Raw genomic sequence first — 22599 nt, forward strand, 5'->3', positions numbered from 1 at the left:
GTGAGCGGAACGGCCGGCGGCCCGGGGGCGCACGGGATCAGAGGGAGCCGTTGCCCTTGATCAGCTGCTGGTACCAGAAGAAGCTGTCCTTGCGGATGCGGCGGAGCTCCTTGAGGTCGAACTCGTCGCGGTCGACGTAGATGAAGCCGTAGCGCTTCGCCACGCCCTGGTGGGTGGAGATCAGGTCCATGGCCGACCAGGGGTGGTAGCCGATGACGTCCACCCCGTCCGAGACGGCCAGGCGCATCTGCTCGATGTGCTCGGAGAGGTAGGCGATCCGGTAGTCGTCGTGGATCTCGCCGTCCTCGACCGTGTCGAAGCCGCCCAGCCCGTTCTCGGTCACCATGACCGGCAGCCGGTAGCGGTCGTAGACGTCGCGCAGGGTGGTGCGGAAGCCGACGGGGTCGATCTCCCAGCCGAACTCGGTGGTGGCCAGGTGCGGGTTGCTCACCGCGCGGAACACCCCGCTCTCGCCGACCGCGAGCTGCTGGTCGCCGCCCTCGTAGGTGACGGCGCCGTCGTCGAGGGGCGCGGCGACGGTGGCGCTCGAGTAGTAGTTGAGCGCCAGGTAGTCGGCGCGCCCGGCCGCCAGGACCTCCAGGTCGCCTTCCGCGATCTCGGGGGCGATGCCGCGCTCGGTCATCCAGGCCCAGGCCGTCGGGTTGTAGGTGCCGTACGCGGCCATGTCCAGGTACAGCCAGTTGCGGATCGCGTTGTAGTCCGAGGCCGCGAGGACGTCCTCCGGCTTGCTGCTCGCCGGGTACACGACGGAGATGTTCGGCGCCGGACCGATCTTGGCGGCCGGCAGCATGTCGTGGCACCTCTTCGTCACGCGTGCCTGGGCCACCATCATGTGGTGGTTCTGCTGGTACAGCTCGCGCTTCGGGTCGTCGGAGGTGGTCGCGCTGGTGCCGATGGCGGCGCCGTGCAGGATCATCATGTTCTGCTCGTTGATGGTCAGCCAGTGCTTGACCTTGCTGCCGTACTCCTCGAACAGCTCCTCGCAGTAGCGGGCGAAGGCGTCGATGGTCGAGCGGGAGGTCCAGCCGCCCTTGTCCTGGAGGGCCTGCGGCAGGTCGAAGTGGTAGACGGTGACGACCGGTTCGATGCCGTGCGCGAGCAGGGCGTCGAAGAGCCGGTGGTAGAAGGCGATGCCGTCCGGGTTCACCGCGCCGTCGCCGTCCGGGACGATCCGGGTCCAGGCGATGGACAGGCGGTAGGCCTTCAGGCCCAGCTCGGAGAAGAGCTTCACGTCCTCCTCGAAGCGGTGGTAGTGGTCGGCGGCGGCCTTGAAGTCGGTGGTGCCCTCCGGGTAATTGCCGCGGGCGTCCTGGACGGACGGGCCCTTGCCGTCGGTGTCCCAGGCGCCTTCCACCTGGTAGGCGGAGGTCGCGGCGCCCCAGAGGAAGTCGGGGCGGAAGTCGGCGGGGGTCTTGTGGTCCATGTGCGGATCTCCTTCGGGGGTACGTGGATCAGGGCGCGGGGCGCCGTGTGTTCTGTACGGGGCGGCGCGCGGGACGAGGGCGCCGCGGGTCGGGGCTTCAGCCCACCGGGGTGAGTTCGCGCTCCGGGCTGAGTTCGCGCTCCGGGCTGAGGGACAGCAGCACCGTGCTGTGCTCGACCTCGGTGTGCTCGGTGGTCCGTACGACTCCCGTGCCGGCCGTGTCGAGGACGATCACCATCGTGGTCGTGTCGTAGCCGGCGGCCTCGACCGCGGCCAGGTCGACCTCGCCGAGGGTGTCGCTGAGCCGGACGTCATCGCCCTGCTCGACGGCGGTGGTGAAGTGCTCCCCGCCGAGCCGCACGGTGTCGATGCCGATGTGGACGAGGACCTCCACGCCCTCGGGGGAGCGGAGCCCGTAGGCGTGCGGCAGGACGCTGACGACGGTCCCGTCGATCGGGGCGTGCACCTCGCCGGAGGTCGGGGCGACGGCCGCACCGCGACCGAGGGCGCCGGAGGCGAACACCGGGTCCGCCACGTCGGTCAGGGCGACGACCCTGCCTTCGACGGGGGTCGCGACCTCGAAGGGCTCGGCTGCGGCCCGTACGGGGGTGGCGTCGGCGGCCTCACGGGGCTCACCGGCTTCGGCGGCGTCCTCCGGGACGTCCTGGAAGCCCAGGGCCATGGTGAGACCGAAGGACAGGGCGACGGCGACCCCGACACCGATCAGCTGGAGGGCGAAGCTGCCGACCTCCAGATAGGCGGAGAGGGACAGCAGACCCGGCATGATGTACGCGGTCGAGGCCGAGCCGCCCGCCGAGGCGATGCCGCCGCCGACCGCGCCGGCGACGCAGGCGTAGACGAAGGGCTTCTTCAGGCGCAGGTTGACGCCGTAGACCGCGGGCTCGGTGATGCCGGCGAGGAAGCTGCTGACGGCGGCCGGACCGGCGAGCTTCTTGAGGCTCTTGCTGCGGGTGCGGAGCATGACCGCAAGTACGGCCGCGCCCTGTGCGGCGGAAGCGGCGACCAGCGGGCCGTAGAGGAGGGAATGCCCCTGGACGGCCAGGTCGTTGGCCATCATCGGCACCAGGCCCCAGTGGATGCCGAAGACGACCATGATCTGCCAGGTGCCGCCGAGGACGGCTCCCGCGACGGCCGGGCTGAGACCGAAAAGCCACCCGATCAGGCTGGAGGCTCCCTGGCCGGCCCAGTCGGAGGCCGGGCCGATGGTGAGCAGGGTCAGCGGGACCATGAGGAGAATCGTCAGCATCGGGGTGATGAAGTTGCGGATGCTGGACGGCAGCGCGCTGTCGAGCCCGCGTTCCACGAAGCTCTGCACGTACACGGCGAGGATGACCGGGATGACGGAGGAGGCGTAAGCGACCATCACCATCGGAATGCCGAAGAAGGAGACGGGGTCGCCGGCCTCGTTCATGGCCGCGATCGAGGGGTAGACCAGCGATCCCGCGATGGCCATGGCGGTCCACTGGTTGGACCCGAAGCGCTTCGCGGCGGTCACGGCCAGGAGCACCGGCAGGAAGTGGAACACGCCGTCGCCGGCCGCGTTCAGGACGGTGAACTCCCGCGAGGTCTCGGCGACCAAGCCGAGCTTGGTGACCAGCACGATCGTGGCCTTGAGCAGGCCCGCGCCGGCCAGCGTCCAGAGGAACGGGGTGAAGATGCTGGAGATGACGTCGACCAGCAGCGTCAGCGGGTTCCCGCTCGCCTTGCCCGGGCCCTTGCCCGGGCCCTTGCCCGGGCCCTTGCCCGGGCCCTTGCCCGTGCCCTTGCCCGGGCCCTTGCCCGGGCCCGTGCCTGTGGCCGTGGTCGCGGCGTCCTTCGTCCGGGCCTTGTCGGCTCCGAGCCCGGAGATCCTGCCGATCTCCGCGTAGGCCTTGGCCACGTCGTTCCCGATGACCACCTGGAACTGGCCGCCGCTCTCGACCACCGTGATGACCCCGGGTGTCGACTCGACCGCCGCTCTGTCCGCCTTCGACGCGTCCTTCAGGACGAAACGCAGTCGCGTGGCGCAGTGCCCCAGGGACTCCACATTCGATTCGCCGCCGACGCCTTCGAGTACGGCGGACGCCGTCTTTCCGTAATCCACGATGAGTTCTCCCTGCATCGCGTGGAACGAACCCGGAACGTCTTCGGTCCGAGGTCCCCTCAGTCTCGACGAGGTCAACGGAAGGCAAAGGAAGCCGAAAGTCCCGAATGGGGCGACCTTTGTGCCCTATGTGCTTTCACTCATCAACAAGGCCTTTCCTCAGGCGAGTTCACTGTGCGGCGACATGGCCCGTATCGGGCCCATCGGTCCTCCCGGAAGGACCTTCAACCCCTGTCCCCGAGTGGGCGGACGGCGGAAGAGTGCACGGGGAGGGCCCGGTCCCGAGACGTTGTCTCCCGGGCTCCGTGACATCGAGACGTGCCCAAGTGCTCGAGGCGGCCACGTGCTCGATGTACCCCAGGGCTCGATCCACCAGAAGGCAGGCCCCTCATGCGCTCCGCTCCTCGCAAACTCCTCGCCGTGGCCGCCGCGTGCGCGCTCGCCGCCACCACCGGGGCGGCGGCCTCCGCCGACTCCGTACGCTCCGCCGCGCCCTCGCGGGCATCGGGGGCGGGCCCGCTGGACGGGATGCGGATCCTCATCTCCAACGACGACGGGATCCAGGCCGCCAAACCCAACCACTCCGACGGGCTCGGCGCCTACGAGATGCGGCGCGCGCTGTGCGCCGCCGGCGCCGACGTCGTGGTGATGGCGCCGTGGCAGGTGCAGAGCGGACGCGGAACCGCCGTCACCAACCACGGCGTACTGACCGTCCGGCAGCGGGAGCGGATGCCCGCCGGCTACGAGAACGATTGCGCGGGCGCGCCCTCCGGCGCGCCGGTCTTCGGCGTCTGCCTGGCGGACGGCCCGTGCGGCCCCGACTCGCCGAGCGCCACACCCGCCGACACCGTCAAACTGGCCCTGCGCGGCGGGCTCGCCGCCAAGGCGGGCTGGAGCGGAGCCCCCGACCTGGTGGTCACCGGCATCAACTCCGGTCTCAACGTGAGCTCTTCGGTCAACGACTCCGGCACCGTCGGAGCCGCGATCGCCGCCATCGACACCGGCGTACCGGCCGTGGCCTTCAGCGCCTCCGCCAACGCCGACATGAGTGCGCACCCCGTGGAGAACTACCGGGCCACCGCCGCCTTCGGCGCGAAGTTCCTCGCGGGACTGAAGGAACACCGCCTGCTCACCGACGCGTTCGCCCTGAAGGTGGACTACCCCGACATCAGCGCCGGCGCCCAGGCCCGGCCGCCCGTCTGGACCCGGGTCGGCTCGGGCGCGTACGCCTACCACGCCTACGTGCAGGAGGGCGGCGGGGACAGCTTCGGCATCGCCCTCGGCGACTGCGCGTCGGCCAACCCCGGCAGCGCGGAATGCGCGGAAGGCCGCCCGGACGCCGACTCGACGGCGGCCCTCGGCGGGGCCGTCTCGGTCACACCCGTCACCTCCGACCGCACCTACGGGAGCTCCGTCGACGGGAAGAAGGCGCTGAAGAAGACCGAGCAGTACGTGAAGAAGTCCGCCCCGCGTCCCTGAGACCCGGGCGCCCAGGCTCACGATCCACGAGAACGGAACACCCAATGAAGATCGTCATCGCGCGGGACCATGAGGACCTCAGCCGTACCGCGGCCGACATCGTGCTCGGCGAGATGCTGCACGACCGGCGCGTCAACATGGCCCTCACCGCCGGGGCGAGCCCCGCCGGCACGTACGAGATCGTCACCGAGAGGCTGCGCCGGAACCCCGGCGCCTTCTCCGACGTCCACTTCTACAATTTCGACGAGGTTCCCCTCGCCGGGCGGGAACACGGGCTGACCCTCTCCGCGCTGCAGGAGCACCTCTATGGCCCCGGAGGGGTGCCGGAGGCCAACATCCACCCGCTCACGGTCGCCAACCACGCGTCCGTCGCCCGTGAACTGCACGGGAACGGCGGGCTGGACCTGATGCTCATCGGGCTCGGGGCGGACGGCCACTTCTGCGGGAACATGCCGGGCTGAACCCGGGAGGGGCGGATCCCGGGCGGTACGGGATCCGCCGCCGGCTGCTGTCAGAACCAGGTGAGGGTGAGGGGGAAGGTGGTGGTGGCGGTGGTTGGGGTGGTGTCGGTGGCGGTGGCGGTGATCTGGAGGGTTCCGGTGGCCCAGGGTTTGCCGGTGATGCGGCCGGTGGCGGCGTCGAGGGTGAGGCCCCAGGGGAGTCCGGTGGCGGTGTAGCGCACGGGGGGCTTGCCGCCCGTGGTGGTGAGCTGGATGGTGCAGTTCTGGTTGAACTTGCAGGACTGCGGGCCGGGGTTGGTCAGCTTCAGGTCACCGGGGGTCGGCGTCGACGTGGGCGTGGGCGTAGGCGTGGGAGTGGGTGTCGGCGTGGGAGTGGGGGTGGGAGTGGGTGTCGGGGTCGGCGTGGGCGTCGGCGTGCCGCCGCAGCCCGGAGTGGCCTCCGGGGGGAGCGGGACCCGCCAGATCTGGGTGTCGTTCTCCGAGCCGACGAGCAGGGTGGTGCAGTCGAGGTACGTCACCGTCTCGCCCTGGGACTGGGCGGGCAGGGCCACGTCCGCGATCTTGGCGCCCGAGGTGTCGTACACCGAGGCCGTGTTGGCTCCCAGCGGACCACCGCTGCGCAGGGTGTACGAGGCCCCCGAGGGGGAGAACGCGCCGTCGGTGGCGAAGACCGGGCCCGGCCGGACGGCGGTCAGGGTGCCCAGTTGCCCGGGGACCGGCGGCAGCGGGGCCTGGTACAACTGGCCGGCCGCTCCGATGAGTTTGCTCGCGATGTAGATCCGTCCCGTGACGGGGTCGGCGAGCAGGGATTCGGCGTCGTGCTTCCCGTCGGCGTAGGCGAAGCGGTACGTCACGGGCGTCACCGAGGCGTTGGCGAGCAGGTCGGGTTCGGGGAAGGAATGCACGGTGATCTCGGCGCGGCTGCCGAAGTTGTCGCCGATGTCGCCGACCAGGATGGCGGGACGGCCCGAGGAGTCCTTGCCGAGGGCCAGCCCCTCCCAGTCGGTGTTGCCCACCCCGGAGACCGTGTACGTGGCCCTGAGCAGGCCGGTGGCTCCGCTGCAGTCGATGGCGAACACCTGGTTGGTGTTCCCGCTGTCGTTGACGGCGTAGAAGACGCCGGCGTGCTTTCGGCTCATGGCGAGCCCGCTGATCTCGGCCGTGCCTCCGGGGAGGGTGCACTGGCGCTCGGGAGCGGCGGCGACGCCGGCCGGGGGTGCGGAGGAGGGCGGCGCGGTGGCCGCGCCGGCGGCCCCGGCGGCGGGGCCGGTCAGCCAGGCCGCGGCCGGCAGGGCGGCGGCGAGGACCGCGGTGGCGAGGGCTGCGGCGCGCGGGGGTGTGAGGAGTAGTCGGAACATGCCCACCATGTGAGGGGGAGTCGGTTCACGGCGCCAGGGTCAATCGCCCTCCGTTCGAGCATCGTTCAATGCCGGGCGGGCATGTCCGGCCGCCGAGGGGCTCCCTCCGGTCGGCCCGCCCGGGGCCCGTGTCGCGTGCGGCCCCCGCGACCCCTCCCTCCGCGCGGCTGCTGCCTGCACGCGGTTCCCGCGGCCCGCGCGGTCACCGGGAGGGCTCGCGCACGGGGGCCTTGTGCTGGGCGTGTGCGATGAAGGCGCGAGCCGCACGGCTGAGTGGCCGGCGTGCGTGCGCGATCCCCACCGGACGCAGGAGGGGCGGGGTGAAGGAACGTATCTCCGCCCTACTGCCGAAGGCCCGGGCGACCACGTCGCGGTACCAGATGAGGGAGCCGCGGCCGTCGGTCACCCCCGTCACCCAGCCGAGACGTTCGTCGACCTCCAGACAGGGCACGGGGCGCACGCCCAGACAGCTGAACATGGCCTCCATCTCGGTGCGCCGGCCGGTCCCGGGGGTGGGCAGCACCATGGGCAGCCCGTCCAGCGCGCGGAACGGTAAGGGGTCGGGCAGCGCCGAGCCGACGGGGGAGATCAGCACCACCTCGCGCTCCTGGATGTAGTGGGTGCTGAGCTCCTTGTCGAGGGGGAGATCCACGAGTGCCAACTCGGCTCTGCCCTGCGTCAGTTCCTGGACCACGGCCTCGCGGCTGTCGTACTGGTGGAGCCTGACGTCGAGTCCGGGGTGTCGCTCAGTGAAGGTGTGTACCAGCTCGGAGGCCAGATCAAGGGCCAGGGTGGGCGTGGTCACCATGGACAGGGCGGCCCTGGCGCCCAGTCCGTGCGGAGTGCCGATGTCGTCGATGGCCTCCACCGCGTCGAGCACCGTGCGGGCCAGCCGGACGACCCGGGCCCCTTCCGGCGTGAGGTCCACCCCCCTTCCCCGGCGGGCGAGGAGATCGACCCCGAGGTCGCGCTCCATGGCCTGGACGGCTCGGGAGAGGGCGGACTGGGCGACGAAGACGGAGGCCGCCGCGCCGGTGATGGAACGGCAGTCGGCGACGGCGACGAGGTAGCGGAGCTGGGCGAGGGTGGGGGTCATGACCGGACGGTAACCGGGCGAGGGTGTACCTGTAAGAGCGCGTCGGGTGAACAACCGACAGACTCCGCAAAGGTGTTCATGCCGGACCGGTGACAACCCATACCCATGCGGCATGAGCCCGGGCGGCGCGGGTGCCCCGACCGGTGGGCCGGAGACGGGACTTCCGGGCCGTCCGCGCCGCAACGCCGCAGGCCACGGCATCGGAGGGAGCGCGCCAACGCCGTGGCCGGGGAGCCGCCCCGGCGGGTGGGGGGCGTCCGGAACGCGAAGCGAACGGCTCCGGATGACCGTTGACAGTGCGGGTCCGTCACCGCACGATGCATCCCGGCAACAGGGAATTTGACCGCCGCTCAACCCTGTCCCCGCCGAATCGTCCGGCCGTTTCGCGCGTCGCCCCACCTTGGACAGCCAGGGGGAGGGCGCCTCGTCCGCCGTCCTTCTCGCACGTCCTTCACGCGCTTTCCCCCGTCTTCCGTCCCCCACTGCGCCATGTCACACAGCACTGGAAGAGGAGCGTCCGTGTCCCCCCAGCCCGAGCCGTCCCCCCAGCCTTCGCGTGCTTCTCAGCCTTCGCGTGCCTCCCAGCCTTCGCGTGCCCTTCCGCCCCGGCAGTCTCCGTCGGCCCGCCGCGCCGCGCGGCATTCCGGGCGGCTCCGGGACGCCGACCGTGACCTCGTCGTCGCGGTCAGCCCGTTCGCGGAGCCCAACTCGCGGATCGTGATCGCCGCCGAGCGCGCCGGAGCCCTGGGCCTGCTCGACCTCGGCCGGGACGCCGGGTCCGCGCGGAGCGCCATGGCCGAGGTAGCCCGCCGCCTCGGAGCGGCCCGCTACGGGGTACGGGTGCCCGCGGGCTGCCCGCTCGGGCCCGAGGAGCTGCCGGCGGAGGTGGACACGGTGCTGCTCGCCGACCCCGCGGGCCACACCCCGGACGAGGTGGCCGGCTGGGCGGCCGCACCCGGGCGGCCCCGGGTGTGGGCCGAGATCACCGATCCGGTCGAGGCGGGGGCCGCGGTGGACGCCGGGGTCGACGCGCTCGTCGCCAAGGGGCACGAGGCCGGTGGCCGGGTGGGCGGGACTACCACCTTCGTGCTGCTCCAACACCTCCTCGCCGCCGGACCGGCGTCGCGGCTGCCCGTACGGGCCTACGGCGGGATCGGGCCGCACACCGCAGCCGCGGCCGTCGCGGGCGGAGCCGCCGGGGTGCTGGTCGACGTACAACTGGCCCTCACGCCCGAGGGGGAGGCCGGACTCACCTCCGAAGTGGCGGCGGCCGTAGGGGCCATGGACGGTTCCGAGACCAAGCTGCTGGAGGGGCACCGGGTGTACGCGCGCCCCGACCTGACCCCGCCGCAGGGCCCGGTCAGCGCCCTGCTGGGGGCCCGGGACCTGCGCGCACAGCTGCTGCCGGTCGGGCAGGACGGGGCCTCGGCCGCCCGGCTCGCCGCCCGCCACCGGACGACCGGAGGCATCCTCCAGGGCATCCGGTCGGCCGTCGCGGGACACCTGGCGGCCGTCGTACGGGCCCGGCCGCTGGGGGGCGGCCACGGCCCGGGGCGACCGCTCCCGGTGGCGCAGGGGCCGATGACCCGGGTCAGTGACCAGGCCGCCTTCGCCGAAGCGGTGGCGGACGGGGGCGCGGTTCCCTATCTCGCGCTGGCGGTCATGGAGGGGCCGCAGGTGCGCCGGCTCCTCGCCGAAACCGCCGAGCGGCTCGGGGAACGGCCCTGGGGCGTGGGCATGCTCGGCTTCGTCCCGGCCGAGCTCCGGGCCGAGCAGCTCGCAGCCGTCGCCGACGTGCGCCCGCCGTACGCGATCATCGCGGGCGGCAGCCCGGGACAGGCGGCCCCGCTGGAGGCCGCGGGGACCCGGACCCATCTGCACGTGCCCTCGCCGGGCCTGCTGGAGCGGTATCTCGCCGACGGGGCCCGGCGGTTCGTATTCGAGGGGCTGGAATGCGGGGGTCACGTCGGGCCGCGCGCCTCGTTCCCGCTGTGGGAGGAACAGATCGAGCTGCTGCTGTCCTGCCCCGAACCGGCCGCGCTGGACGTGCTGTTCGCGGGCGGGATCCACGACGCCCGCTCCGCGGCGATGGCCGCCGCCGCGGCCGCCCCACTGGCCGAGCGGGGTGCGCGCATCGGGGTGCTCATGGGCACCGCCTACCTGTTCACCGAGGAGGCGGTGGCGGCGGGCGCGGTCCTGCCCCGCTTCCAGCGGGCGGCGCTGGAGTGCGGGGACACCGTACTGCTGCACACCGCGCCCGGACACGCCACCCGCTGTGCGATCACCCCGTACGCGGACACCTTCGAGGCCACCCGGCAAAGGCTCGCGGAGGGCGGCGCCGAGCCGCGCGAGGTGTGGGAGGAGCTGGAGCGGCTCAATCTGGGAAGGCTCCGGATCGCCAGCAAGGGGCTGCGGCGCGCGGCCGACGGCTCCGCACTGGAGTCCGTGGGCGAGGAACAGCAGCACGCCGAAGGTCTGTTCATGCTCGGCCAGGCAGCCACCCTGCGCTCCGGGACCACCACGATCGCCGCGCTGCACGCCGAAGTCACCCAGGGTGCGACCGAGTTGCTCGCGCGGCGGGCCCGGGAGCTCGCCGGCGGGGACCCCGAGGGTGGCGTGGCCGGCGTGGCCGGCGAGGCGGACGCGGTCGGCGAGGCGGACGCGCGGTCCGGCGTCGGTGCCTCGCGGCCCGACCCGCTGGACGTCGCCGTCGTCGGCATGGCCTGCGCCTACCCCGGCGCGCCGGACCTCGCCGCCTACTGGGCGCGGATCCTGGACGGGAGCGACGCCGTGAGCGAGGTCCCGGCCGAACGCTGGGACCCGGCGCTCCACTTCGACCCCGACCCGGCACGGGCCGGCGAACGCACCCCGTCCCGCTGGGGAGGCTTCCTCGGCCCGATGCCCTTCGACGCCCTCGCGCACGGGATCCCGCCGGCCTCGCTCGCCGGGATCGAGCCGGTACAGCTCCTGGCCCTGGAGATCTCGGCACGGGCCCTCGCGGACGCCGGGTACGGCAAGGACCGGGAGTTCGACCGGTCGCGGACCTCGGTCGTCTTCGGCGCGGAGGCCGGCACCGAGCTGGCGGGCGCCTACGGACTGCGCGCCCTGTACCCCGGATACCTGGGCGAACTCCCCGCCGCACTGGACGAACAGCTCCCGCGGCTCACCGAGGACTCCTTCCCCGGGGTCCTCGCCAACGTCATCGCGGGCCGGGTCGCCAACCGGCTGGACCTCGGCGGCGCGAACTGCACGGTGGACGCCGCATGCGCCTCCTCGCTGGCCGCGCTCGACCTCGCCTGCCGCCAACTGCGGGACGAGGACAGCGACATGGTGCTGTGCGGGGGCGCCGACGTCCACAACGGCATCAACGACTATCTGCTGTTCTCCTCCGTCCGCGCACTGTCCCCCGGCGGCCGCTGCCGGCCCTTCGACGCGGCCGCCGACGGGATCGCCCTCGGCGAGGGGGTGGGGGCGCTCGTGCTGAAGCGGCTCGCCGACGCGGAACGGGACGGCGACCGGGTGTACGCCGTGATCAAGGCGGTCGGAGCCGCCAGCGACGGACGCTCCCTCGGCCTCACCGCGCCCCGGCCGGAGGGGCAGCGCAGGGCCCTCGACCGGGCCTACGCACGGGCCGGGATCAACCCCGGCGAGGTCGGTCTGCTCGAGGCGCACGGCACCGGAACCGTGGTCGGTGACACCACCGAACTGAGCGTACTGACCGCACTGTTCACCGAGTCGGGGGCAGCTCCCGGAGCCTGCGCACTGGGTTCGGTGAAATCGCAGATCGGGCACACCAAGTGCGCGGCCGGTCTGGCCGGACTGATCAAGGCGGTCCGCGCGGTCCACGCGGGCGTACGGCCGCCGACCCTGCACCTCGACACCCCGGTCCCGTCCTGGAACGCGCGGACCAGCCCCTTCTCCTTCGACACCGTGGCCCGGCCGTGGGCGGTCCCCGCCGAGCGGCGGATCGCCGGCGTGAGTGCCTTCGGGTTCGGCGGAACGAACTACCACGCGGTGCTGACCGGTTACGCCGGGGCCGAGGAGCCCCGGCACGGACTGGAGGAGTGGCCGGCCGAGCTGTTCTGCTTCCGCGGCGAGGACCGGCGCGCGGCGGGCCGGGCCATGGCCCGGCTGGCGGCCCGGCTGGAGGAGAACGACGGGGCCGGGCGCCCGTGGGCGCTGCGGGACCTCGCCGCCGAAGTCGCGGCCGGCGCCGGCGCCGGCGCGGTACGGGTGGCGGTCGTGGCCGCCGACCTGGACGAGCTGGCGGCCAGGCTGGAGCAGGCGCGGGCCTTCACCCCGGGCGCGGGTGTCCACGTACGGGAGGAATCGGCGGACCCGGGACAGGTGGCCTTCCTCTTCCCCGGCCAGGGCAGTCAACGACCGCGAATGCTGGGGGAATTGTTCACGGCCTTCCCCCGGCTGAGGGCACTCCTCGACGGGGCGCCGCGCGCGGTGGTCTCCGCCGTGTTCCCTCCCGCCGCCTTCACCGCACAGGAGCGGACCGCGCAGCGGGCCGCGGTCACCGACACCCGGATCGCCCAGCCGGCCCTCGGGCTGGCGGGCTCGGCGGCGCACCTGCTGCTGGGGGAGCTGGGCGTACGGCCGGACTGCGTCGCCGGGCACTCGTACGGCGAGCTCACCGCGCTGTGGGCGGCGGGGGTGTGGGACCAGGAGAGCCTGCTGCGGCTGAGCTCGCGCCGGGCCGAGGCCATCCTCGCGGCGGCCGGTGCGGAGCCGGGGGCGATGGCGGCGGTGACGGCCGCGCCGCAGGAGGTGCGGCAGATCGCGGAGCGGGCCGGGTGCGTGATCGCGAACCACAACGCCCCCCGCCAGTGCGTGATTTCAGGACCGGCGGCCGCCGTGGCGAAGGCGGTGACCGCCCTGCGGGAAGCGGGCCTGACGGCGGCCCCGCTCCCCGTCGCCTGTGCGTTCCACAGCCAGGTGGTCGCGGGGGCGGCCACGGCCCTGACCGAGGAGCTCGCCCGGACGGACCTGTCCGCCGCCACCCTCCCGGTCTGGTCGAACACCACGGCCGGCCCGTACCCGGTGCCGGCCGATGCGGTGCGCGAGCTGGTGGCCCGTCAGGTCGCGGAGCCGGTCCGGTTCGTGGAGCAGGTGGAGCACATGTACGCCGCCGGAGTACGGACCTTCGTGGAGACCGGGCCGGGCCGGGTGCTGTCCGGCCTGGTCGGCCGCATCCTGTGCGACCGGCCGCACACGGTCGTGCCGCTGGACGTGCCGGGCGAGCACGGACTGCTCCGCCTGGTCACGGCCCTGGCCGAACTGGCGGCGGCCGGCGTGCCGGTGGCACCGGAAGCCCTGTTCCGCGGCCGCACCACCCGGCTCCCCGAGCGCGCTCCGCGCCGCGCGGGCTGGCTGGTGGACGGCCACCTGGTCCGCACCCGGGACGGCGACCCCGTCCCCGGCGGCCTCCGCCCGGCCCGCCGGGTCCACGTCGCGGTAACCGAAGGAAAGGGAGCCCACCAGATGACACAGCCGACGAACGGCACCGGCCCGGAGGGGGGCTCGGCCCTCCTGGGAGCCCGGGTGAAGGCCGGAGCGGTCCCCTCGGGGGCCGGGGCGGGCACGGGCGTCGACCCCACGGGGGCCCGGGCGGGCGCGAGCTTCGACTCTGTGGGGGCCGGGGCGGGTACGGGCGTCCACCCCGTGGGGGTACACGCGAACGGCGGGACCGTTCCGTCGGGGGCGCATGTGCAGGGGGGCCCCGACTCCCCGCCGGCCCACGGGAACGGCCGGCCCGGAAGCCTGCCGGCTGGGGCTGGGGCTGGGGCTGGGGCTGGGGCCGGGGCCGGGGCCGGGGCTGTGGGCGGGGGCGGGGCCGGGCCGTGGCCGGCGGCCGGTGGCCCCGGGGAGGCCGGATCGGCCGGGAGCGCCGCCCGGGAGCAGGCGCGGCTGGCGGCCGGAAGCGAGGGCGGCGGCTTCCCGGGCCACTGGCACGGCACGGTCCCCGGCGGGGGCGGGGGCGGGGACTGGCTGGTGGGCGGGCGGCCAGGTGCGGCCGGCTCGGGCGGGCCCGGTCCGACGGGGGGAACACCGGACGGGCACGCGGGCGTGCGGAACGGCCGGACCTGGGTTCCGGCGGCCGAGGGGGCGTCGGTCCTCCCCGGGAGCGCTGTGCTGGTGGCCGGTTCGGCCGTCGGGGGTGGGGGCGGCCGAACCCCCTGGAGGGCGAACGCCCGCCCTGCCGCAGGTCTCCAGGCACCGGAGGGTTCACCCGCCGGGACGGGAGCTCCCTCCGGCCACCTGCCCGAGCACGCCGCACCCGCCCCGGCCGACCGGCGGGAGGAAGCCGTCCTGGCGTACCTCCGCGGGTCGCGCGAACTCGTTCAGGCCCAACGGGACGTCATGATGAGCTACTTGGCGTCGACGGCGACGGCGCCGCCCTGGAGCGGGCCCGACCCGGCCCTGCCCGGGTACCCCGCCGCAGCCGGCCCGGCCCGCGCGGTCCAGCCCTCCTCCTTCGGTGTCCTCCACGGCTCCGCGGGCCCCCAGGGCGAGGGGGCGGCCTCGGCGGGGGACGCCGGACAGGGGTTCGCGCGCCCCCAGGGTGCGGGGGACGCCCCGGGGACGTACCAGGGCGCGGCACCGGCCACCCCCTGGGCCGAGCCCCGGCCGGATGGCCGAAGCCTGCCCGCGGATGCCGATGGCGCCCGGCCCGGAGCCTTCGGCGCGGCCCCGGTGGCTACCGATTCCGGCGCCGGGAGTCCGGGGCCGTGGCCCACGACCTCCGTCGCCGGGACCCCCGGCGGCGCGGCCGGCGGTTCCGGGCCGTCCGGTGGCGGGGAGACGGGCTCCGGGGTGTTCCCGGACACGACTTCGCCTGCTCACTGGGCCGGGACGCCGGTGGACGGCCGAGGCCCGACCGGAGGTACCGGCGGAGCCGGGGGAGCCGGGTCCACGGGCCATGGCGCGGCCCCGGCAGGCCCGCCGCACGCCTTTACCGACACCGGTCCATGGGCGACAGCCGCTGCGGCCGGGGTCCCGGGCGCCGGACTGCCCGAGGCCGGGGTCCCGGGCGCCGGACTGCCCGGCGGTCCGGCGGCGGTGTCGGACACGGGCACGGACGCTCCCTCCGCCCGTGCCCGTGCCGGGTACCGGCCCGACGGCGCTGGCCTTGCGGCCGGGGCAGACGGCTCCCGGTCCGCCGGAGGCGGGATCGCGGCCGCGAGTTCCGGGATGCCTGGCGGTGTGGCTCCGGGCGGAGGCGTGGCCGGGGGGGTTGCCCCGGGTTCCCGCGTGCCCAGTGGCGCGGCCTCACGTTCGGGTGGCCCGGGCGGGGCAGCCCCGGGGGGCGCGGTCCCCAGGAGTGGCGGCCGTGAAGGCTCCGTCGGTGGTGAGGGCGCCGCCGGTGGGGGGCCGCGGTCCGCCGAGGAGGTGATGGACGTGATCGTGGAGATCGTCCACACCCGGACCGGGTACCCGCGCGACATGCTCGCTCCCGAGCTGGACCTGGAGGCCGACCTCTCCATCGACTCCATCAAGCGGGTCGAGATCATCGGCGCCCTGGCCGATCGGATCGGCCTGCCGCAGGACGCGGGCGGCTCCGCCGAGAGCGCCATCGAGGAGCTGTCCCGGATCAAGACCCTGCGCGGCATCGTGGACTGGGTCTCCGGCCACACCGCCCGCCCCGAGCCCTCGGCTGCCGAAGCGCTGGCCGCGGCCACGGCCCCGCCCGCGACGCTCGGCCGCCTTCGGGTGGAACTGCAGGCCCTGCCGCCCGCGCCCGGGGACCCGGAGGTCCTGCGGGGTCTGCGGATCGGGGTCGTCGGGGACGCCGGAGCCGTCGGAGACGCCGGAGCCGCCGGAGACGGCCAAGGCATCGGGCCCGCGGTCACCGGAGCCCTCCGGGCCCGGGGGGTGGACGTGCATCAACTGGCCCGGGCAGAGGCCGGGTTCGACGCCTTGATCGACCTGTCCGCCCTCCGGCCGGGCGCGCCGCCCGTCCTCCCGGAGGCCTTTCCCGGGCTGCGGCTGGCCCTGACCGGCGGTGTGCACCGGCTCCTCCTGGTCACCGTCCGGGGCGAGTCCGCCGGAGCAGGAGTGCACGGCTTCGCCCGCAGCGCCGCACTCGAGTACCCCGGCCGGCTGATCCGTGCCGTGGAGGTCCACCCCAAGGAAGACCCCGAGCGGATCGCGGCGCAGCTGCTCGCCGAGCTGAGCTGCGCACCGGCCACCGATCCGACCGGCCCGTCCGGCCCGACCGATCCGACCGGCCCGACCGGCCCGTCCGGCCCGACCGATCCGACCGGCCCGTCCGGCCCGACCGATCCGACCGGCCCGTCCGGCCCGACCGATCCGTCCGGCCCGTCCGGCCCGACCGATCCGTCCGGCCCGTCCGGCCCGACCGATCCGTCCGGCCCGTCCGGCCCGACCGATCCGTCCGGCCCGTCCGGCCCGACCGGCCAGACTGATCCGACCGGAGAGGCCCCCGCACCCGCCTCCGTCGCCTACACCGCCGAGGGTCTACGGGTCACCCCCCGCCCGGTGCCCGCACCGCTCGTCCCCGGCGGCGGGACACCGCCCCTCGACGCGGACTCGGTGGTCCTGCTCACCGGCGGGGCCCGCGGGATCACCGCCCGGACCGCCCTGGCGCTGGCCCGGGCCACCGGATGCCACGTAGAGCTGATGGGGCGAACACCCGAACCACCGTCCGAGGCGGACGAGTTCGGGCACGCCGCCGACCGGGTCGCCCTGCGCGCCGCACTGATCGCCACCGGTCTGCGCACCCCCGCGGAGATCGAGGCCGCGGCCTCCCGGATCCTCGCCGAGCGGGAGGTGCGGACCACCCTGGCGGCCCTCGCGACGGTGGCCGCGTCCGTCGGCTACCACTGCGCGGACGTCACGGACGAGCAGGCGGTACGCGCCGTCGTGGCCGCCGTACGGGCCCGCCACGGCAGGCTGGACGGGATCGTGCACGGAGCCGGGACCCTGAACGACGGCCTGCTCCGCGACAAGCAACCGGCTTCCTTCGCCGAGGTGTTCACCACGAAGGTGACCGGTGCGCGCCATCTCGCCGCCGCGGCGGCCGAGCACGGCGCGGCTCCCGCACCGCGCTTCCTCGCCCTGTTCGGCAGCATCGCGGGCGTGTACGGAAACCGGGGACAGACCGACTACGCCGCCGCCAACGACGCCCTCGACGGCCTCGCGCACCTCTGGGCGGAAAGCTTCCCGGGCCGGGTGCTGTCCGTCGACTGGGGCCCCTGGGCCGCCGAGGCGGGCGGCATGGTCAGCCCCGAACTGGCCCGTGTGTACGGCCGCCGCGGCATTCCGCTCATCGACCCGGACGCGGGCGGCGCCGCGTTCCTCGCCGAACTCGCGCACGGGACGGACGTACAGGTGGTCCTGATGGCGGCCGGGGGAGACGAGGGGGGTGAGCGGCGTGCCTGACCGCCACCAGCAAGGCGTGGGATCCGGTCAGCGCCGGCACCACCGCGGTCCGCGGCCCACCGACGCGGCGATCGTCGGGATGGGCGCCGTGTTCCCGGGCGCCGCGGACCTCGCCGCCTACCGCCGCAACCTCCTGGCCGGTACGGACTGCATCGGCGACGTCCCGCCCGGGCGCTGGGACCCCGAGGTGTACTACGACCCGGACGGCGCCGACGGACCGGTCGCGGGCGACCGGTTCTACTGCCGGCGCGGGGGCTTCGTGGACGGGCTCGCCGCCTTCGACCCGACCCGGTTCGGCATCATGCCGGCCACCGTGGAAGGGGCCGAACCGGACCAGATGCTCGCCCTGCACGCCACGGCCGAGGCCATCGCCGACGCGGGCGGCGAGAGCCGCCTGCCGGCCGACCGTTCGCGGATCGGGATCGTACTGGGGCGCGGCGGGTTCATGGGTGTGGCCACCGCCCGGCTCGATCAACGCGTCCGTACCGCCCACCAGTTGGCGCAGACCCTGCGCGAACTCGCGCCCGATCTCGACGAGCGGCGGATCGCCGCGGTGCGGTCCGCCTTCCAGGAGGCCCTGGGTCCCGAACGCCCCGACGCGTCGATCGGACTCGTACCGAGCTTCACGGCCGCCCGGACCGCCAACCGGCTCGACTTCCACGGACCGGCCTACACCCTGGACGCGGCCTGCGCCTCCTCCCTGCTGGCGGTGGACCAGGCGGTGGGTCTACTGGCCGGCGGGCGCTGTGACGCGGTGGTCGCCGGGGCCGTGCACCACTGCCACATCGCCACCCTGTGGAGCGTGTTCACGCAGCTGCGCGCCCTGAGCCCCAGTGAGCGGATCCGGCCCTTCGACCGGCGCGCCGACGGAACCCTGCTGTCCGAGGGCACCGGAGTGGTGCTGCTGAAGCGGCTCGCCGACGCGGAGCGCGACGGCGACCGGATCTACGCGGTCATCCGCGGCACCGGAGTCGCCGGGGACGGCAGGGCGGCGAGCTTGATGAGCCCGCTCGTCGCGGGCCAGGTACGGGCGCTGGAACGGGCCTGGCGGGAGGCGGGTCTCGACCCCCGCGCGCCCGGCGCGCTGGGGCTGCTGGAGGCACACGGCACCGGGACCCCGGTGGGGGACACGGCCGAACTGGACACACTGGCGCAGGTGTTCGGGCCGTACGCGGGCGGCGCCGCCGGTGAGGGGACCGGTGACGACGGGGCCGGCTCCGGGCCCGGCTCCGGGCCCGGCTCCGGGGTCGGAGCCGCGGTCGGCCTCGATGCCGGGAACGCCATCGGCTTCGGCTCCGTGAAGTCCATGCTCGGCCACACCATGCAGGCCTCCGGCATGGCCGGGCTGATCAAGGCCGCACTCGCGGTGTACGAGGGGGTGCTGCCGCCGACCCTGCACCTGGAGGAGCCGCACCCCGGCCTGGCCCGGACCCGGATGCGGCCGGTGACGGCGGCCCGGCCGTGGGAACGCGGGCCGGCGCCGCGCCGGGCCGGGGTCAACGCCTTCGGCTTCGGCGGAATCAACGCGCACGTGGTGCTGGAGGAGGCTCCGGGCGCCGCGCGACGCCGGGACGCGCCCCCGGGCCGTACGGCGCCCGCGCGACCGGCCGCGCCCGTGCGCCGGTTCCTGCCCCTGGACGGACCGGCCGCACCGGTGGGGGCGCCCGCGCCCGAGGAGCTGCTCCTCCTCGCGGCCTCGGACCCGGCCGAACTGTCCGCCCTCCTGGCGTCCGGCACCGGCACCGGCTTCGGCTTCGGCTCCGGCTCCCGCACTGGCTTCGGCACTGGCACCGGCACCCGCTTCGGCACCCGGTCCGGCACCGGCACCAACTCCCCGGTGTCCGGCGGCGACGGGCCCTGCCGGCTCGCCGTTCTCGGCCCCACGCCCCAGCGGCTCGCGCTGGCCGCGAAGGTGGTGGCGCGGGGCCGCGCCTGGCGGGGGCGCGGGGAGGTGTGGTTCACGCCCGCGCCGCTGGGCGGCCGGCTGGCGTTCCTGTTTCCGGGCCTGGAACCGGAGTTCGCCCCGGCGCTGGACGACGTGGCGGACCGGCTCGGACTGGAGCGGCCCCGGCTGAACCGGGGCGAGGAGCTCACGGAGCGGGCGCTCGACGCCATCGCGACGGGCCGGTTCCTCGCCAGGGTGCTGCCCGAACTCGGCATCCGTGCCGAGGTGCTGGCGGGCCACAGCCTGGGGGAGTGGGCGGCGATGGTGACCGCCGGGATGTACCGGCAGGACGCGGCCGACACCTTCCTGGACTCGCTGCGACCCGGGTCGGTGAAGGTGCCGGACCTGGTCTACGCGGCGCTGGGATGCGGGACCCGGCGGGCGGAGGCCGCGCTCCACGGACTGGACGGGGTGGTGGTCAGCCACGACAACTGCCCCCACCAGTCGGTGATCTGCGGAGATCCGGCCGAAGTGGTCACGGCACTAGCACGGTTGAAGGCCGAGGGTGTCCTCGGCCAGGAACTCCCCTTCCGTTCCGGCTTCCACACCCCCATGTGGGAGCCCTACCTGGGGCAGGTCCGCGCCGCCTTCGCCCGACTGCCGCTCCAGCCCGCCACCTTGCCCCTCTGGTCGGCGACCACCTGCGCGCCCTTCCCCCCGGAGCCCGAAGCGGTGCGCGAGCTCGTCTTCCGCCATCTGCTGGAGCCGGTCCGCTTCCGCGAGCTGACGCTCCGGCTGTACGAGGACGCCGGCGTCCGCGGCTTCGTCACCCTCGGTCCGGGCAGCCTGCCGGGCTTCGTCGAGGACACCCTGCGCGACCGCCCCCACCTCTCGGTGGCGGCCTCCTCGCCCCGGCTGACCGGCCTCGCCGCCCTGCGGCGCACCTGCGCCGCCCTGTGGACCGAGGGGCACGCCCCGCGCTGGGACCGGCTGGCCCCCGACGGGACGGGAGCCCCCGACCGGGCCGCCGTACCACCGGCAGCGCCCGCGGCCGGGCGCGGCGTGCTCCTGGACCTCGGCTCGCCGCTGGTCCGCCTCGGCGAGGCCGCACGCACCACCCTCGCCGGACTCCTGCCGCAGACCACCGCCCCGGTGCCACCGGCCACCACCCAGGCAGCCGCCCCCGCCACCCAGGCAGCCGCTCCTGCCACCCCGGCCGCCCCAGCCGGGCCCGTCCCGGTGGCCGCGGATCCCCGGCCGGTCCTGCTCTCGGCCCTGGACGCGGCTCCGGCCCCGGCCGAAGGGCACACCGATGCGCCGCACCCCGGCACCCACCCCGGCGCCCGGCCCGGCACCCACCCCGGCGCCCAGCCAGGCGTCGGCCCCGGCACCCACACGCTGCACCTCTCCCTCGCCACGCTGCCCTACGTACGCGACCACTGCGTCTACCTGCAGCCCGAGGGGTGGACGGAGGACTCCGACCGGTTCCCCGTCGTCCCCATGACGACCATGCTGGAGCTGGCGGCCGAAGCCGCCCTGCGGGACGCACCGCCCGGCCTGGCCGTCATCGGCTACGACCGGGTACGGGCCCTGCGCTGGCTCCCCGTGGAACCGGCCCTCGACGTGGAGGTCACCGTACGGCCCGACGGTCCGGGCCGCGTGCGCGTCACCCTCGGGGAGTACGCCGACGTGTGCGTGCTGCTCGGCGAGAGGTACGAGCCCCTGCCCGGCCCCGATCCCGCCCCGCTGCGCGATCCGCGGCCGGCCCCCGTCAGCGCCGAGGCGCTCTACCGGGACCGGTGGATGTTCCACGGCCCCCGCTTCGCCGGGGTGCACGAGGTGCGGGCCGTCGGCGCGGACGGCATCCGCGGGGTGTTGCGGGCACTGCCCGACCCGGGCGCGCTGCTCGACGCCGCCGGGCAGCTCTTCGGGCACTGGATGCAGCTGAGGCTCCCCGTGGACCGGCTGGTGTTCCCGGCGACCGTGGACGCCATCCGCTTCTCGGGGCCGCCGCCCTCGCCGTACGAGCTCGTCGGGGCCACCGCCCGGATCCGGGAGGTCCGCGATGTCACCGTGCGCGGTGATGTCGAGCTGCTCCGCGCCGACGGCCGGGTCTGGGCCCGGATCGACGGCTGGACGTACCGCCGCTTCGGAGCCGACGAGCGGGTCTGGCCGATGAAGTTCACCCCGGAGGTCTGCGGCATCGGCGAACCCCGCCCCGAGGGCTGGTGCCTGGCCCGGCGCCGCTGGACCGACCCCGCCTCGCAGGAGCTGGTCATGCGCCGCTACCTCGGCGCCGCCGAGCGCTCGGCCTACGAGCGGCTGTCGCCGCGCGCCCGGCCACCCTGGCTGCTGGGCCGGATCGCCGCCAAGGACGCCCTGCGCCACCTGCTCTGGGACGGCGGAGCCGGGCCGGTCTTCCCCGCCGAGGTGCCGATCGGAAACGACCCGGCTGGGCGCCCCCTGGCCGGGGGAACCCTGGCCGGTGGGTTCCACCTGACGATCGCCCACAAGGACCGGATCGCCGTCGCCCTGGCCCACCCCGGTCTGCCGGTCGGCATCGATGTGGAACAGGTGACCACCGACCCGGACGCCCTCGTCCGCATCGCCCTGGCGCCGGGCGAACTCGGCCTCGCCGAGGGGCTGGCGGCCCGGGAGGGCACCGGCCTGCCGGCCGCGCTCACCGCACTCTGGTGCGCCAAGGAGGCGGCCGCCAAGGCCGCCGGAACCGGACTCGGAGGCCGCCCGCGCGACTGGCGGGTCACCGGCGACCCGGGCTCCGGCGAGCTGTGCGTGCTCTCCCCGGACGGGCACCCGTACCCCGTCCGCACCACCTACATGGCGGACGCGCCACTCGACGACCCCGGCCACCCCGGCCACCCCGGCCACCAGGGCCACCACCCCGTTCACGTCGTCGCCTGGACCGACCGTCCCACGACCCTCTCCCCGCCCCCCGTCCCCTTCCACCTCACGGAGACCAGTCATGGCAGCTGACATCCTCGCCGAGATCACCGGCATGCTCGTGGAGATCGTCGGTGACGAGCACCTCCTCGCGGACGAGGTCACGATGAAGACGACGTTCAACGAGGACCTCGCCCTGGAGAGCATCGAGTTCGTGGCCCTGGCCGAACTCCTCCACCACCGCTACGGCGCCGAAGTCGACCTGATGGGCTTCCTGTCCGAGAAGGACATGGACGGCATCCTCGCCATGTCCGTGGGTGAACTCGTCACGCACATCGGCCGGATCACGCACGCCTCCCTCACCCACGCCTCCCTCACCCACACCTCCCGCACCCACGCGTCCCTCGCCCGCGCCTCGGCGGGATCCGCCGCCGCACCCGGATCGGACGGTTGATCCCGC

9 protein-coding genes are annotated in these 22599 nt (G+C 74.8%); 5 read left to right on the forward strand and 4 right to left on the reverse strand.

Features of this window, described 5'->3' with window-relative positions:
* Nucleotides 1-37 precede the first annotated feature (37 nt).
* A complete protein-coding gene (locus ACIQV3_RS02030; protein WP_403708769.1) occupies nt 38-1444 on the reverse strand; it encodes a glycoside hydrolase family 1 protein in 1407 nt (468 codons plus the stop codon).
* A 97-nt stretch (nt 1445-1541) separates the two neighbouring features.
* Nucleotides 1542-3566 carry a glucose PTS transporter subunit IIA gene (locus ACIQV3_RS02035; RefSeq protein ID WP_403708771.1) on the reverse strand — a complete coding sequence of 675 codons (2025 nt, stop codon included), beginning with the start codon at nt 3564-3566 and terminating at the stop codon, nt 1542-1544.
* Nucleotides 3567-3938: 372 nt separating this feature from the next.
* Here ACIQV3_RS02035 and surE point away from each other — a divergent pair, with 372 nt between their 5' ends.
* Nucleotides 3939-5027, forward strand: coding sequence for a 5'/3'-nucleotidase SurE (surE, locus tag ACIQV3_RS02040; protein ID WP_403708773.1), 1089 nt, complete (start codon nt 3939-3941; stop codon nt 5025-5027).
* Between the two features lie 44 nt (nt 5028-5071).
* Entirely contained in the window at nt 5072-5488 is a 417-nt protein-coding gene (locus ACIQV3_RS02045; protein WP_403708775.1) for a 6-phosphogluconolactonase, read from the forward strand.
* A gap of 50 nt (nt 5489-5538) precedes the next feature.
* Here the strand turns inward: ACIQV3_RS02045 and ACIQV3_RS02050 are convergent, their stop codons facing one another.
* Nucleotides 5539-6846 (reverse strand): putative Ig domain-containing protein, encoded by a 1308-nt coding sequence (locus ACIQV3_RS02050; protein ID WP_403708777.1) that lies wholly within the window; start codon nt 6844-6846, stop codon nt 5539-5541.
* A 202-nt stretch (nt 6847-7048) separates the two neighbouring features.
* Entirely contained in the window at nt 7049-7942 is an 894-nt protein-coding gene (locus ACIQV3_RS02055; protein ID WP_403708779.1) for a LysR family transcriptional regulator, read from the reverse strand.
* A gap of 489 nt (nt 7943-8431) precedes the next feature.
* Between ACIQV3_RS02055 and ACIQV3_RS02060 the strand changes: the two genes are divergently transcribed.
* The 3 genes from ACIQV3_RS02060 (at nt 8432) to ACIQV3_RS02070 (ending at nt 22593) form a co-directional block, all read left to right on the forward strand.
* Nucleotides 8432-17353, forward strand: a complete 8922-nt coding sequence (locus tag ACIQV3_RS02060; RefSeq protein WP_403708781.1) for an SDR family NAD(P)-dependent oxidoreductase — start codon at nt 8432-8434, stop codon at nt 17351-17353.
* 79 nt (nt 17354-17432) lie between these two features.
* Nucleotides 17433-22232, forward strand: coding sequence for a beta-ketoacyl synthase N-terminal-like domain-containing protein (locus ACIQV3_RS02065; RefSeq protein ID WP_403709146.1), 4800 nt, complete (start codon nt 17433-17435; stop codon nt 22230-22232).
* Nucleotides 22222-22593, forward strand: a complete 372-nt coding sequence (locus tag ACIQV3_RS02070) for an acyl carrier protein (protein ID WP_403708783.1) — start codon at nt 22222-22224, stop codon at nt 22591-22593. Before ACIQV3_RS02065 ends, ACIQV3_RS02070 begins: the two co-directional genes overlap by 11 nt.
* Nucleotides 22594-22599: the final 6 nt, after the last annotated feature.

Source organism: Streptomyces sp. NPDC099050 (genome assembly GCF_044759865.1).
Lineage (GTDB): Bacteria > Actinomycetota > Actinomycetes > Streptomycetales > Streptomycetaceae > Streptomyces.